The 14832-nt window shown below is 74.0% G+C and carries 9 protein-coding genes; 4 read left to right on the top strand and 5 right to left on the bottom strand.

What is annotated here, in order from left to right; translation table 11 throughout:
* Window positions 1-175 precede the first annotated feature (175 nt).
* Complete coding sequence (locus tag ACIP2X_RS00095; protein ID WP_401665312.1) at window positions 176-2077, top strand: FAD-binding oxidoreductase; 1902 nt, start codon at window positions 176-178, stop codon at window positions 2075-2077.
* Window positions 2078-2087: 10 nt separating this feature from the next.
* Window positions 2088-2990: an LLM class flavin-dependent oxidoreductase gene (locus tag ACIP2X_RS00090; RefSeq protein ID WP_401665309.1), complete on the top strand. Its 903-nt coding sequence runs from the start codon at window positions 2088-2090 to the stop codon at window positions 2988-2990.
* Between the two features lie 295 nt (window positions 2991-3285).
* On the opposite strand, the gene ACIP2X_RS00085 is transcribed toward ACIP2X_RS00090, so the two are convergent.
* From ACIP2X_RS00085 to ACIP2X_RS00075, 3 genes are all read right to left on the bottom strand, one after another.
* Window positions 3286-3855, bottom strand: a complete 570-nt coding sequence (locus ACIP2X_RS00085; protein ID WP_401665307.1) for a MarR family winged helix-turn-helix transcriptional regulator — start codon at window positions 3853-3855, stop codon at window positions 3286-3288.
* Between the two features lie 52 nt (window positions 3856-3907).
* Window positions 3908-4549, bottom strand: coding sequence for a DNA alkylation repair protein (locus ACIP2X_RS00080; protein ID WP_401668743.1), 642 nt, complete (start codon window positions 4547-4549; stop codon window positions 3908-3910).
* Window positions 4550-5074: 525 nt separating this feature from the next.
* Window positions 5075-5638, bottom strand: coding sequence for a TetR/AcrR family transcriptional regulator (locus tag ACIP2X_RS00075; protein WP_401665304.1), 564 nt, complete (start codon window positions 5636-5638; stop codon window positions 5075-5077).
* Between the two features lie 115 nt (window positions 5639-5753).
* Between ACIP2X_RS00075 and ACIP2X_RS00070 the strand changes: the two genes are divergently transcribed.
* Window positions 5754-7370: an MFS transporter gene (locus tag ACIP2X_RS00070; RefSeq protein WP_401665301.1), complete on the top strand. Its 1617-nt coding sequence runs from the start codon at window positions 5754-5756 to the stop codon at window positions 7368-7370.
* A gap of 170 nt (window positions 7371-7540) precedes the next feature.
* Here ACIP2X_RS00070 and ACIP2X_RS00065 read toward each other — a convergent pair whose 3' ends face one another.
* Both ACIP2X_RS00065 and ACIP2X_RS00060 read right to left on the bottom strand, forming a co-directional pair.
* On the bottom strand, window positions 7541-9679 hold the full coding sequence (locus ACIP2X_RS00065; protein WP_401665299.1) for a SpoIIE family protein phosphatase: 2139 nt from the start codon (window positions 9677-9679) through the stop codon (window positions 7541-7543).
* A gap of 195 nt (window positions 9680-9874) precedes the next feature.
* Entirely contained in the window at window positions 9875-12577 is a 2703-nt protein-coding gene (locus ACIP2X_RS00060; protein ID WP_401665296.1) for a SpoIIE family protein phosphatase, read from the bottom strand.
* Window positions 12578-12735: 158 nt separating this feature from the next.
* Here ACIP2X_RS00060 and ACIP2X_RS00055 point away from each other — a divergent pair, with 158 nt between their 5' ends.
* A complete protein-coding gene (locus ACIP2X_RS00055; protein ID WP_401665294.1) occupies window positions 12736-14802 on the top strand; it encodes a SpoIIE family protein phosphatase in 2067 nt (688 codons plus the stop codon).
* Window positions 14803-14832 lie beyond the last annotated feature (30 nt).

Raw genomic sequence — 14832 nt, 5'->3', positions numbered from 1 at the left:
GCTGAATCAGAGTGTCACTCCAACAAAAAGAGTACGACTCTGATTTCCGCTCATAGCTCTATCGAGTAGAGCGCGATCCTCCGACTGATCGACTGCGGGCCGAGGAATACGCTGGGATACAGAACGTTTGTAGAGCATATGGTTGATGGAAATCGATAATAGGAGTGAGACAGGCATGGAGCTCGGAATCGTCCTCGACCCCTCGGACCCCGGGGCTCTCACCGGTGGGTGGGACGAGCTGGCCGGGCTGGCCGCGGAGCGGGGTCTGGCCCTGGTCGTCGTAGCGGCGTCCGACGGGCCGACGGAGAGCGGGGACGGTGCCCACGCCGAGGGGACGGCCGGTCTGGATCCGTGGACCGCGGCCACCTGGCTGGCCGGCCGGACCAGCGGCATCGGCATCGGGGTGGCCCCGCCCGGACCCCCGGCGGCATCGCCCGAGGACGCCACGCGGCCGCTGCCGGCAGTCGTGGCGAAGGCCCGGGAGAGCTTCGACGCCCTGGCGCCGGGCAGGCTCGTCACCGATGCCTCGGCCTGGGTGACCGCTCCTCGCGGGGCGTCGGCCGAGCAGTTGTCCGCCCTCGCGCGGCAGGGCCGCCCGGTGGTGGTTCCCGTCGACTCGGCGCAGGAGGTGCGGCGACTCGGCGCTCTCGTGGACCAGGCGTCCGGCGCGGCACGTCCCCGGCGTCCCCTCGCGGCACGTGCCCGGCGCCGCCCCGGCATCGACTACGAGTCCGTACCGGAGTCGCTGGCCGCCCACGCGGTCGAACCGGGCGACCCCGGCTACCACGGCGTCAAGTCCACCTACCTGAGAGGCGGCTCCCCCGGCCTGGTCCTGCGCCCCGGCACGCCGGACGAGGTCGCCGACGCACTCGCCTTCGCACGGCGCCACACCCATCTGCCGCTCGGCGTCCGCAGCGCGGGACACGGCATCAGCGGCCGCTCGACCAACAAGGGAGGGCTCGTCGTCGACCTGCGGCGGATGAACGGCATCCAGGTGCTCGACCCCGCCCGGCGCCTCGTACGCATCGGCCCGGGCGCGACCTGGAAGCAGGTCGCGGCAGCCCTGCACCCGCACGGCTGGGCGCTCGGCTCCGGGGACTACGGCGGAGTCGGCGTCGGCGGCCTCGCGACCGCCGGCGGCATCGGACTGCTCGGCCGCGCCCACGGTCTCACCATCGACCACCTGCGCGCCGTGGACATGGTGCTCGCCGACGGCAGCAAGGTGCGTGCCGACGCCGACGAGCACCCCGACCTGTTCTGGGCGGTACGCGGCGCGGGAGCCAACTTCGGCGTCGCCACGGCCTTCGAGTTCCAGGCCGACCGGGTCGGCCAGGTCGGCCACGCCCACCTCACCTTCCTGACCACGGACATCGCCAAGGCGCTCGCGGACTTCGGCGAGGTCGCCGCCGAGGCGCCCCGCGACACCACCGTCTTCTTCATCACCGGACGGCCACGCGACGGCCAGTGGAGCTTCCAGCTCCTCGGCGTCGTGGACGACCCGGACCCCGAGGTCGTCGTGGAGCGCCTGACGCCCTTCGCGCGCATAGGCCTGCTCGCCCGGCAACAGGTCGTCCTCACGCCCTACATGGGCGTGATGGCCTCCGCCGCCGACGTCGGCCCCGAGGGCCAGCAGGGTTTCGGCGACCCGGTCTCCCGCTCGGCGTTCCTGCCCGGGCTCACCGCCGAGTTCGCGCAGGACGCCGCCGAACTGCTGCGCACGGGGAAGGTCTACTTCTTCGAACTGCGCGCGATGGGCGGTGCCATCGCCGACGTGCCCACCGGGGACACCGCCTTCCCCCACCGGGCGTCCGCCTTCCAGGTCACGGCGATGGGAGCGAACCGCGACGCCGTCAACGCCGTCTGGGACCCGCTGCGGCACCACTTCGACGGTCTCTACCTCAGCTTCGAGACCGACCGCCGCCCCGAGCGGCTGCACGACGCCTTCCCACCGGCCGTCCTGGACCGGCTGCGGGAGATCAAGCGCCGCTACGACCCCGGCAACCTCTTCCGTGACAACTTCAACATCGACCCGTACCCGGACGCCCGGCCCTCGCCGGCCGGCGCACTCCAGAGCTAAGGACCTCCCCATGACCGACTACGGACACGACCTGCTCTTCGGCTCGTTCGTCACCCCGACCGCGGACCGGCCCCAGCAGGCCGTCGACCTGGCCGTCACCACGGACCGGTCGGGTCTCGACCTGGTCACCTTCCAGGACCACCCCTACCAGGCCTCGTTCCTGGACACCTCCACGCTCCTCGCCTACGCGGCCGCGCGCACCGAGAACGTCCACCTCAGCGCCAACGTCACCAGCCTCCCGCTGCGCCCGCCGGCCGTGCTGGCACGCGCGGCAGCCTCTCTGGACCTGCTCTCCGGCGGACGCTTCGAACTCGGCCTCGGCGCAGGGGCGTTCTGGGACGGCATCGCGGCCATGGGCGGCCGACGCCTGACGGCCGGGGAGGGGGTCGAGGCACTGCGCGAGGCGATCGCCGTCATCCGCGACCTGTGGGACACCGACACCCGTGGCGGGGTCCGCCACCATGGCCGCTACTACGAGGTCGACGGGGCCAAGCGCGGCCCCCGGCCCGCGCACGACATCGCCGTCTGGGTCGGCGCGTACAAGCCCAGGATGCTCGCCCTGACCGGCGCCGTGGGCGACGGCTGGCTCCCCTCCATGGAGTACCTGCCCCGCGGAGCCGAGTCGCTGCCGGAGATGAACGCCCGCGTCGACGAGGCCGCCGAGGCGGCCGGCCGTGCTCCGTCGGACGTCCGCCGGCTCATGAACTTCATGAAGGTCCGGTTCTCACCCACCTCGCGGGGACTGCTCGACGGACCCGTGCAGGCGTGGTCGGAGCAGATCGCCGGGCTCGCGCTCGACCACGGTCTCAGCGCTTTCGTCATCGGCGGCGACGACCCTGCCACGATCGAGCGCTTCGGCGCCGAAGTGGCGCCCGCCGCCCGTGAACTGGTGGCCCGGGAACGGGGGCGCTGAACCGACCCGGCGTTCGGGTGCGGTATCCGGTCGGCGGTGGCGGGGCGGCGGGCGTCGGGGGCGGCGATGGTCAACGGGCGTCGGGTGCGGCGGCTGGTCAGCCGGTGCGACGGCGCCAGGTCGGCGGGCGCCGGGGGCGGTGACTGATCAGCGGGGCGTCGGGGGCGGCGATGGTCAACGGGCGTCGGGTGCGGCGGCTGGTCAGCCGGTGCGGCGGCGCCAGGTCGGCGGGCGCCGGGGGCAGTGATTGATCAGCGGGGCGTCGGGAGCGGCGGGCGTCGGGTGCGGCGTCCGGTCAGCCGGTGGTGCGTCGTCGGTCTCGACCCGGTTCGCGGTCCTCCTGCGCGGGGCCGTCGAGGTCCGCGGCGATCCGGCAGAGGTCGACGGCGGGACCGTGTGCGTTCAGATGCCCGGCGAGTGCGCACAGCATGGACTGGAAAGCCGCCCGTGACTCCTCGGGCAGCGGCGCGAGGATGTGCTGCTCCACCAGTGACACGCGGCGGGAGAGCTCCGCCCACCGCTCGCGGCCGTGCCCGGTGGCGACGACGTGCCGGCTCCTGCGGTCGGAGGGGTCCGGCCTGCGCTCGACCAGCCCGGCCCGCTCCAGGTCGTCCAGGAGGTACGTCATCACCGTCCGGTCCACGCCGAACCGGTCGGCGAGGGCGCGCTGGCTGCTTGCCTCGCCCTGCACGGCAGCGGTCAGCACGAAGTACCCGCGAGGTCCCCCGGGGATGTCCCCGACCGCGGCTTCCGTCGCCTTGGCGTACGCGCGGAACACGACACCGATGGCCATCCCGAAGTCGTACCCGTTGCCGTACCCGTCGCCGGTCTCGACCTCTTCGCCGGAGTCACGGTGCGCAGTCACCCGGCCATTTTAGTTCACTCCGCATATGCTCTGTCCGACAGAGCATCGCGCACTACCCCTCCTGGCGGCGCACCATCTCGGCGATCCAGGTGGGGGCGAACGGTGAGGTGCAGTTGCGGGGAGTCGGATAGTCCTTGAGGACCTCCAGGCGTTCGCCGATGTCCACCGCGCGGTCGCGGTACTCGGCGTGCTCGATCCCGATCTGGGCCAGACAGTGGTTCATCGCCCACTGCAGGCGGTCCGGGGCGTCCTTCATCTCCGCCTCGACGACGTCGAGCAGCCCCGCGAGGTCGAGGCCCTCGGGCTTCTTCACCACGCGCTCGGCGGTCAGCGCCCAGCCGGCGCTCGCGACCACCGGATCCGGATCGTCGGACCAGGCCAGGCGCAGTTCCTCGGCGTGCGGGCTCTTCTTCACCACGTAGTTCACGAGCCAGTCGTGCACCTTGGGGGCGCGTGCCTCGCGCAGCATGGTGTCCAGCTCGTCGCGCTCGAACGCCTTCGGCCGGCAGATCAGCAGGGCCAGGAGCCTGGCCGCGGTGTCCTCCGTGTCCCAGAGTTCGCGCGCCAGGTCCTGCTGCGTCTTGAGCTGCTTGGCGAGCGCGCGCAGCTTGCCGAGGTTCACCCCGTGGTCGTCGCCGTGCTTCTCGTTCACGGCGCGCATCTTCGGGTCCTCCAGCACGGCCAGATCGGCCATGACCTGCGCCACTGTCGTCCCGGTCACCGCGGCCTCCTGTCCGTCACGCACGAAAGTCGCCCAGCAGCCTACGCGTGCGCCCGTCGGCCCACGGCCAGGAGGTGACGGGACGCCCCAGCGGGACCGCGGGAGACCTCCGGGCCCGACAGGGGGGCCGTCGCCTGCGCGCCGCGCGCATGCCTCGCCGTCGTCGGCGGACGGCGTCAGGTCGTCCGGCCGAAGACGGAGTTCGGCCGCCGACAGAGGGCGCTGGGCCCGGTCGGCCGGTGTGCCGCCGACAGAGGGCGCTGGGCCCGGTCGGCCGGTGTGCCGTGCGCGGTGATGTCCACCTGGCGCGGCGCGCCGGAGGCCGCCTGGGTGGCGACGGGGGATCCGCGCGCGTGGAGCGCGATGAGGGTCGCGCGCAGGGTCGGGGCGGACCCCGAGGTGGCCGCCGGGGAGGCTGCCTGCCTCAGTGGGGACGGTCGGGTCGGCGCGCCCGGTGCACCGTGGCCGCGGCGGTGTCGGTGTCCACTCCCGCGGCGATCAGGGCGGCGACGGCGACGCTCGTGCCGTCGTCGGTCCAGGTGCCGGCGGTGACGGTGCCGAGGAGTGCCAGCAGATGGCTCTCGATGGCGCCGCTGAGCGGGCCGGCCGGGACGACGGAGTGGAAGACGCCCGGCGCTGCCCCTCGGCGAGGATGCCGGCGGCCGTCTCACGGGCCGGGGCCAGCAGTCCGCTCGTCCGGCCGGGGCCCAGGTCCTGGGGAGCGAGGGCGGTCAGCGTGCGGTAGCGGTCGCCGACCGGCCAGAGCGTGAGGACGAAGTGCGCGAGGGCGCTCGCGGGACCGCCGACCGGGGTGCCCGCCTCGGCGATCGCCCGGCGTATCGCCTCCGCGGCGTCCTCGGCCAGTCCCTCCACCAGGGCGGCCCGCCCGGCGAAGTGCGTGTACACGGTGCGCCGGGCGACGCCGGCGGCGACGGCGATGTCGCCGAGGCTGCTGTCGGGCCTGCGGCCCAGTTCCCGGAGCGCCGCGTCCAGGATGCGGGCGCGGGTGGCGCGCGTCGACCGCGGCCGGCGTATCGGCGGCGGGGAGGTCGGGCTGCTCACATCGGCACCTCGGATGGGGGGCTGGGGCACGGTCCGGCGATATTTGCACATGGCCGTGCAAGAAACTAGTCTGCTCATCGATGTGCAAATAACTCGTCGCACCCCGGGAGCCCCCGTGCCCTTCCTTGCCACCACCCCCGTCGAGAAGATGCCCGGGCCCTACGCCCGGCGCTGGTGGGCACTGCTCGTGCTCTGCCTGAGCCTGCTGATCGTCGTCATGGCGAACACGTCGCTGATCGTGGCCGCGCCCGACATGACCTGGGACCTCGACCTGAGCAGCAGTGACCTGCAGTGGGTCATCGACGGCTACACCGTCCCGTACGCCGCGCTGATGCTCGTCCTCGGCGCGATCGGCGACAAGTACAGCCGCCGCGGCGCCCTGGTCGTCGGCCTGCTGCTCTTCGCGGCCGGCGCGGTGACGGGCAGCCTCGTGGACCGGACCGGACTCGTCATCGCCGCGCGGGCGGTCATGGGCGTCGGTGCCGCCGTCGTCATGCCGGCCACGCTGTCCCTGCTGGTCGCGATCTTCCCGAGGAACGAACGCGCGAAGGCGATCACGGCCTGGACCGCCACCACGGGACTCGCCGTCGCCGTCGGCCCCCTGCTGGCCGGATGGCTGCTGGAGGACCACGCCTGGGGCTCGACCTTCCTGATCAACGTGCCGATAGCCCTCGTCGCCGTCGTCGGCGCGCTGACGCTGGTGCCGCCGTCCAAGGCGCGGGACGCCGGCCGGATCGACTACGTCGGCGGACTGCTCTCGATCGTCTCCATCGGCTCCCTGGTGTACGCGACCATCGAGGGCCCGCACTTCGGCTGGGGCCCCGGCCCGGTCACCGCCGCCGTCGTCGCCGCGGCCGGCCTGGCCGCCTTCGTGGCCTGGGAGCTGCGCCACCCCCATCCCATGCTGGACGTCCGCAGGTTCCGGCTGCGCCCGTTCACCGGCTCGATGCTCGCGGTGCTGTTCTTCTTCTTCGGCGCCTTCGGCGCGCTCTACTACTCCACCCAGTACCTGCAGTTCGTCCTCGGCCACGGCCCGCTGGAGACCGGCGTACGGCTGCTGCCGCTGGCCGGTGCCGTCGTCGTGGGCGCCGCGGTCACCGGGCGTCTGACGCCGAGGCTGGGCGTGAAGCCGATGGTGGTGACGGGCATGGTGGTCGGCACCCTCGGCGTCCTCCTGCTCACCCGGGTCGACGACGGCTCGACCTACGCCGACTTCCTGGCCGCGCTGACGATGCTGGGGCTCGCGATCGGCCTGAGCGTCTCCCCCGCCACCGACACCATCATGGGCACCTTCCCCGAGGCCGAGCTGGGCGTCGGCGGTGGTGCCAACGACACCTCGGTGGAGTTGGGCGGCTCCCTGGGCATCGCGTTGCTCGGCTCCCTGCTCGGCACGACGTACCGGGACCAGCTCGCCGACCTGGCCGGCGGACACCTCCCGGCCGCCGCGCTGGAGAGGGCCCAGGACTCGGTGGGCGCCGGGCTGGCGGTGGCCGAACAGGTCGCGAAGGCCCCGGGCGGCGGCGCGCAGCAGGCGCAGGCCCTGGTCGGCGCGGTGCACGAGGCCTTCGCCCACAGCGTCGCGCAGACCAGCCTGGTCGGCGGCTTCATCATGGCCGCCGGAACGCTGATCGTGCTGGCGATCCTGCCCGGCCGCCGCACGGGCGGCGAGCGGGGCACGGGGACACCGGCGGCGGAGGCCGACCGCGACAGGGAGCACGCCGAGTCCGTCTGAGAAGCGCGCGACCACCGGGCGACGTCGAGAGGACGTCGCCCGGCGGTGTCTTCACGTCGGCCGCCCCCGCTACGGCCGCGCCGCGGTGGTGGACACCCGCCCGCCGGACGGTGCCCGCAGGGTCGTCGGGTGTCCGTCGCCCGAGCTGGGCCCGACGCGCCGGGCCGCCGTCAGCCGGGCTCCGTACCGGCCCCCGCCAGGCGGTCGTGCAGGACCAGGAGGGCGATGTCGTCGGTGCGCTGCGCCGCGCTGCCGCACTGCCGCAGCAGGGTGTCGGCCAGCACGTCGAGGTCGCGGTCGTCGGCGGCGGCGAGGTGCCGGGTGAGCCCGGCGATGGAGTCGTCCAGGTCGACGCCGGGCCGCTCGATGAGGCCGTCGGTGTAGAAGGCGAGCATCAGCCCGGGCGGGAACGGGATCTCGGTGACGGGGAACTCGGCGTCGGGGTCGATCCCCAGCAGGGGTCCGGGCGGCACCTCGACGGGAGAGGCGTCCCGGCCGGAGAGGCGCCGCAGCGGTGGCGGGTGACCGGCGCTGGCCAGCGTCACGCGGCGGCGGGCGAAGTCGAGATGGGCGTAGAGGCAGCTGGTGAACAGGTCGGGTGCGAGATCGGTCAGGAGCCGGTTGGTGCCGCGGAGCACCTGGTCGGGGGTGGCGCCGAGGGTGGCGTGCGCGTGGACGCCGGTGCGCACCTGCCCCATCAGGGCGGCGGCCGCGACGTTGTGGCCCTGGACGTCGCCGATGACGGCCGCGGCGTCCGTGTCGCCGAGCCGGATAAGGTCGTAGAAGTCTCCGCCGATGTCCATGCCCCAGGTGGCGGGCAGGTAGCGGGCGGCGACCCGCAGACCGTCGACCGCGGGGAGGGTGCGCGGCAGCAGCGCCTGCTGGAGCCCGTGGGCGAGGTCGTGCTTGGTGTCGTAGAGGCGGGCGCGGTCGAGGGCCTGGGCGATGAGGCCGGCGAGCGAGGTCATCACCGCGCGTTCCTCGGCCGGGAAGGTGTGGGGCTGGTCGTAGGACAGGACGCAGATGCCCACCGGTCTGCCGGAGACGATCAGCGGCAGGAAGGCCCAGGCCTGTTTGCCGCTGATGGGCTGGGCCTCGGGGTGGACGCGCCGCATCTCCTCCGGGTCGCCGAAGAAGGCGGGGATGCCGCTGGTGAGGGCGCTCCCGGCCGGGGTGAGGCCGGTGTCGATGGGCAGTCCGTCGAGACGTTCGACGACGGCGGCGCTGTAGCCGCGGTAGCCGGTGATCCGCAGCCTGCCCGCCTCGGCGGTGGACAGCACCAGGCCCTGGGCCCCGAAGGCGGGCATGATCTGGTCGGCGACCAGCGCGATGACGTCCTGGACGCCGACGACCTCGGTCAGCCCCGCGGCCAGGTGGGTCAGCTGGTAGAGGTGGCCGGCGCGGGCCGGCGTGGCGGGGCGCGCCGGGTGGCGGGGCGCCGGAGCGGGCGGCGGCCGGGCACCGGTGGGCACGATCCGGACGCTGATGCCGCTGGCGTCCGGGTAGAGGTGGATGTCCAGCCACCGCCCGGGCGGGCGGCACGCGGTGAAGGAGACGGGCTCGCGGGTCAGGACCGCGGCACGGTAGCGGTCCTCGTACGCCGGATCGTCGAGCCAGCGCAGCGACTGCCACGGCACGGTGCCCAGCAACTGCCCGGCGTCGGCGCCGAGCAGCTCCTCGGCGCCGTCGCTGACGTAGGTGAGGCGGCCCTCCAGGTCCAGGGCGCAGCTGCCGCCGGGCAGGCGCTCCACGAAGTCGGCGGCCGCCATCGCCGGGCTCGTGGAGCGGCGGCCGGTCCCGGCGGGGACGACGCGTGGACGGTCGCCCGCGGCGCGGCACCTGCCGGTCTGCTCCGCGTCCTCCAGCAGCCGGGCCAGACGCAGGCAGCTGGAGGCGATGTTCCCCCGCTCCCGTCCCGTCATGTAGGGCGGGCGGGTGGCCGGCCACATCAGCAGCAGCACGCCCCACCGCCGGACGCCGGTGACCGGCGCGGCGACCAGGGCGAGGGGGTACGGCAGCACCATCGCGGTGCGCGGATAGGTGCGGGACATCTCCTCCTGGCTGCCCACCCACACCAGGCGCTCCTCGCGGACGGCGACCGACACCGGAGCCGGGGTGGCTACCGGGACCCGCACCCAGGGGGCGGCGAACTCGGCCGGCGCGCCGCACAGCGCCTCCAGGCACAGCACCTGTTCGTCCGCCGCGAGCAGGAACAGCGCACCGACGGACGCGCCCGTTCCGCGCACCGCCTCCGCGAACGCGGTGTCCAGTTCCTTCACGCCGTCGGCCGCGTCACGCCTGCCGGCCACCTGGCACCTCCGCCGTCGGGGGGCAGCCGTGCGGCCGGCCGCGGGGTCCCCCGGGGGCTCGGCATCCGCACGCTCCGAGGCGCCCGAACTCGCCCATATGAGGACGCTACGCCCCCGACGAGCGCTCGGCACCCCGTCGGTCGGGCACCTCGGCCGCGCCCCCAGGGGCCGTACCGAGCGTCCCGCTTCGTCGCCTCACGGGATCTCCTGCTCCGCCCAGATGATCTTTCCCCCGGCGGTGTGGCGGGCTCCCCAGCGGTGGGCGAGCTGGGCCACCAGGAACAGGCCGCGGCCGCCCTCGTCCGTGCTGCGGGCGTGCCGCAGCCGCGGCGCGGTACTGCTCGCGTCGGCGACCTCGCAGGTCAGCCTGGAGTCGCGGAGCATGCGCAGACGGATCGGGGGCGCGGCGTAGCGGACCGCGTTGGTGACCAGTTCGCTCACGATCAGCTCCGTGGACATGGCCAGCTCCTCCAGGCCCCAGGCCGCGACCTGGCGGGTGGCCCGGCCCCGGACGTCCGCGACGGCCGCGGGGTCGGCGGGCACGTCCCAGGAGACGACATGGTCGGCGCCCAGGACGTGGGTGCGCGTCAGGAGCAGTGCGATGTCGTCGGACTGGGGCACGGGCACGAGTCCGCGCACCACGGACGCGCACAGGTCCGCGAGATCGGCGCCCGGCGTCCGGTCGCCGCGGGTGCCGCCGTCCGCGGTGACGCTCGCCTGCGCGTGACCACCACCTGCCGGTCCCGCGTCCGCACGGCAGCTGCCGCCCTCCACGACACCGGCGTCCGGATCGGTGCCCGCGCCTGCCTCGGTGCCCGCGCCGTCGGCCTGCGCGGGACCGGCCCCGTCGTCGGCCCCGGCGAGCACGGCCCCGCCCGGCCGCGCCGCACCGTCCTCGCCGGACGCGCGCGGTTCGTCCGGCGTGGCGGGGTGGCGTGCCAGCACCTCGCCGAGCCGGGACATCCCGCGTTCCATGTCGCGGTCGGCCCCCGAGACGAGGCCGTTGGTGAAGAGGCCGAGGAGACTGTTCTCGGCGAGTTCGATCTCGGAGGACTCGAACCCCAGGCCCCCCAGCCCCAGCGGCGGCCCGGCGGGCGGCTCCGGGAAAGTGACCCGGCCGTCGGGCGCCACGACGACGGGGGGCGGATGCCCCGCGCGAGCCATCGTGCAGAGCCTGCTGACCGGGTCGTAGACGGCGTACAGACAGGTCGCGCCGAGGAAGGCGGTCGTGCTCTCGTCGGGCTCCTCGCTCAGCCGCAGCACGAGGTCGTCGAGGTGGGCCAGCAGGTCGGCCGGGGACAGCTCCATGTCGGCGAGGGTCTGCACCGCGGTGCGCAGCCGCCCCATCGCCGCCGCGGCGGTGATGCCGTGCCCGACCACGTCCCCGACGGCAAGGCCCACGCGCGCCCCGGACAGCGGGATCACGTCGAACCAGTCGCCGCCGACCCCGCCGATCGGATCGGCCGGCAGGTAGTAGGAGGCCGCCTCCAGCGCCGTACCGCCCGTCAGGGCCTGCGGCAGCAGGCTGCGTTGCAGGGTGATCGCCGCCGTGTGCTCCCGGGTGTAGCGGCGGGCGTTGTCGACGCACAGCGCCGCCCGCGCCACCAGCTCGCGGGCCAGCAGCACGTCGTCGGGCTGGAACGGCACGGGGTTGAGCGAGCGCAGGAACGTGGTGAGGCCGAGGGCGGTGTTCCGTGCCCGCATCGGCACGGACAGGAGGGAGTGCAGTCCGAAGTCCCGGATGGACTCCACGCGCGCGGGCTGCTCGGCGACCCACAGGGCGTCGGCCGGATCGAGCACCGGGATGAGGATCGGCTCGCCGTCGATGAGCACGCGCGGGTTGTGCGGCGGCGGAAGGAAGTCCACCCGCTCCCCGACCCGCGCCACGGCCTCGGGGCAGCCCGCGCGCACCGAGGTCATGCCCGCGCGGCGCATCACCGGCCGGGCGGACGCCGGTCCCGCGTCGGTGAGCCACGCTCCGTGCCCCTCGGTGCTGAGCACGGGTTCCAGCAGGTCGACGACGACGAAGTCCGCGAAGCGGGGGACGGCGAAGTCGGCGAGCTCCTGCGCCGTGCGCATCACGTCGAGCGTCCTCCCGATGCTGGCCCCGGCGTCGTTGACCAGGGACAGCAACTGGCGGGCGTTCCACCGCTCGGTGACGTCGAGGACCATGTAGCAGACGCCCGTGACCGTCCCGCCGCCGTCGACCAGCGGGAAGAAGGAGGTGGAGTAGGCGTGCTGGCGGTGCGGGTCGGCCCAGCTCCAGCCGACGTACTCGTAGTCGGTGACGGGCATCCCGGTGGCCAGCACCTTGCGCATCAGGCCTTCGAGGGTCTCCGCCTGGAGCCCCGGCAGCAGGTCGCTCATCCGGCGGCCCAGGCGCTGCTCCCGGGGGATTCCGCCGAAGCGTTCCAGGGTGTCGTTCAGCCACACGTACCGCAGCTCCAGGTCCACGACGGCCATGCCGACCGGCGAGCGGGTCAGGAAGTTGTCGAGGACGGTCCGGCCGGCCGCCCACTGCCCGCGCTGCTGCCGCGCCGAGACCAGGAAGCACTCCTGCGCACCGATCCGGAAGCCGGCGGACACCCGCACGTCGGCGTCGATCCGGCGGCCGTCGCGGTGCCGCAGCGCGAGGCGCCCGCTCCACCCCATACCGGCGCGGCAGCGCTCGGCGACACCGCCGACGCGCTGCTGGTCCACAGGCCCCGCCAGGAGCCGGGCGGCCGAGCCGCCGACCACGTCCCGCGCCGGGAGACCGAGGAGTTGCTCGGCGGCACGGGTCCAGCCGATCACCGCGCCGGTGCCGGAGACCACCGCCGCCGCGTCGGTGGACGCGTCGAGGGGGTCGCGCTCGCCGGGGGGCGCCGGCGGTTCGGAACCGTGTCGCGCAGCTTCCATGGGTCCCCATCCTTTACACGAACCATGGTCCTGCTAGTCGGACCGATGTGCACGGCCCCGGCGGGTGCCCCGGGCCCCGGACTGGGCAAGGCAGGGGGCCGGGGGCAGCATGGAAGGGCACGTCGTCACTTCCGCCTGCCGGTGGAGGAGGATCAGGGATGACAGCCGAATCCTTCCCGTCCGAGGAGGCCGAGTACGGCCCGGAGACACCCAGGCCGATCGGCCTGCTGGACGTGCTGAGCGTCGGCGCGGTGGTGGTCGACGCCGAGGGGCGCATCGTGTTCTGGACGCCGCAGGCGCAGGAGCTCTTCGGCTACACCGCGGAGGAGGCGCTCGGCACGTACGCGGCACGGCTGTTCGTCCACCCCGAGCACCTGCCGGCCGTGGCGAAGCTGTTCATGGAGGTGCTGGAGACCGGCCGGAGCTGGGCGGGCGCCTTCCCCATCCGGCACAAGGACGGCAGCAGCCGGCTGACGGAGTTCCGCAACATGCGGCTCCTGGACGACCTCGGCGACGTCTACGCCCTCGGCATCGCCGCCGACCACAACCTGCTCCAGCGGGTCGAGACGGATCTCGCCCTGTGCGAACGGCTGATCAACCAGTCCCCCATCGGTCTGGCCCTCATGGACCCCGATCTGCGCTATCTGCTCGTCAACCCGGCGCTGGAGCGCATCGACGGGGTGCCCGCCGAGGACCACATCGGGCACCACCTCCGGGAGATCATGGAGTTGCCGGACATCGACACCGTCGAGGCCTGCCTGCGCCAGGTGCTCACCACCGGCACCCCGCTGCTCGACCAGTACCACGTGGGCAGGCCGCCGACCGACCCCGAGCACGAGCACGCCTGGTCGCTGTCGTTCTACCGGCTGGAGGACTCCGGCGGGCGCGTCCTCGGCGCGGCCACCTCGGTCGTCGACGTCACCGAACGGCACCGCGCGGCCGCCGAGGCCGACCGCGCCCGGCGGCGGCTGGCGCTGATCGCCGACGCGTCCACCCGGGTCGGTACGACGCTGGAGGTGGAGCAGACCGCGCGCGAACTGGCGGAGATCGCCGCCCGTGAACTGGCCGACGTCGTCGCGGTGGACGTGCTGGACTCGGCGCTGGCCTGCCGCCGTACCCGGACCCCCGACAACGGCCCGGAGCTGTTCCGCGCCCTCGCCCTGAAGGCGGCGCGGCCCACGGTGGCGCTGCGCGCCGCCGACCCGCCCGGCGACCTCGCCTCCTACGACGGGGACCGCCTGGTCACCCTGTGCGTCCACACCGGCCGGCCGGTCCTGGTGCGCAACGTGGGCGAGCGCGACCTGCCGCGGATCGCCCGGGACGAGGAGGCAGGGGCGCTGCTGGCGCAGGCGGGGGTGCACTCCTATCTCGCCGTGCCGCTGATCGCGCACGGCGAGGTGCTGGGCGCCCTCGACCTCAAACGGACCGGCAACCCGCTGCCGTTCGACCAGGACGACGTCGTCCTGGCCGGTGAGCTGGCCAGCCGGGCCGCGGTGGCCATCGACAACGCGCGGTGGTTCCAGAGCGTGCGCAACACCGCCCTCACCCTCCAGCGCAGCCTGCTGCCCGACCACGCGCCGCACCACACCGGCCTGGAGCTGGCCTCCCGTTACCAGCCCGCCCAGTCCACGAGCGAGGTCGGCGGCGACTGGTACGACGTGATCGGACTGGACGACGACAAGACCGCCCTCGTCGTCGGCGACGTCATGGGCAACGGCATCGACGCCGCCGCCACCATGGGACGGCTGCGCACGGCGACCTGTGCCTACGCGGACCTCGATCTCGCGCCCGAGGCGGTGCTCCAGCACCTCGACAAGATCACCTGCGATCTGGAGCACTACATCGTCACGTGCCTGTACGCCGTGTACGACCCCCGTACCGGCCGGTGCCGCATCGCGAACGCCGGACACATGCCGCCCGCGCTGGCCCGCCCCGGCCGCGCCCCCGAACTGCTCGACCTGCCGCCGGCGGCCCCGCTCGGCATCGGCGGCATCCCCTTCGAGGCCACCACCGTCCAGCTGGCCCCCGGCGACCTGCTGGTCCTCTACACCGACGGCCTCGTCGAGACCCGCCACCACCCCATCGACGAACGCCTCGACGCCCTGCTCACCTTCCTCGACGTGCCGCGCCGGCCCCTGGAGGAGACCTGCGACCTCCTCCTGTACGGGCTGCGCCGCCCCGAGGACCACGACGACGTCGCCCTGCTCGTGGCACGGGCCCTGTAGTCACCTCGGTCTCCCCGGCCGGTCGCGCGG

This window comes from Streptomyces sp. NPDC089424 (assembly GCF_044749345.1).
In the GTDB taxonomy this organism is placed as follows: Bacteria; Actinomycetota; Actinomycetes; order Streptomycetales; family Streptomycetaceae; genus Streptomyces.
Note: the sequence above shows the minus strand (reverse complement) of the source record. Positions and strands in the feature narration are given on the sequence as shown.

Excerpts from the sequence above, each read along its gene's own strand:
- ACIP2X_RS00055 (WP_401665294.1), top strand. The coding sequence starts at position 12,736 with ATGACAGCCGAATCCTTCCCGTCCGAGGAGGCCGAGTACGGCCCGGAG.
- ACIP2X_RS00090 (WP_401665309.1), top strand. The coding sequence starts at position 2,088 with ATGACCGACTACGGACACGACCTGCTCTTCGGCTCGTTCGTCACCCCG.
- ACIP2X_RS00095 (WP_401665312.1), top strand. The coding sequence starts at position 176 with ATGGAGCTCGGAATCGTCCTCGACCCCTCGGACCCCGGGGCTCTCACC.
- ACIP2X_RS00080 (WP_401668743.1), bottom strand. The coding sequence starts at position 4,549 with ATGGCCGATCTGGCCGTGCTGGAGGACCCGAAGATGCGCGCCGTGAAC.
- ACIP2X_RS00060 (WP_401665296.1), bottom strand. The coding sequence starts at position 12,577 with ATGGAAGCTGCGCGACACGGTTCCGAACCGCCGGCGCCCCCCGGCGAG.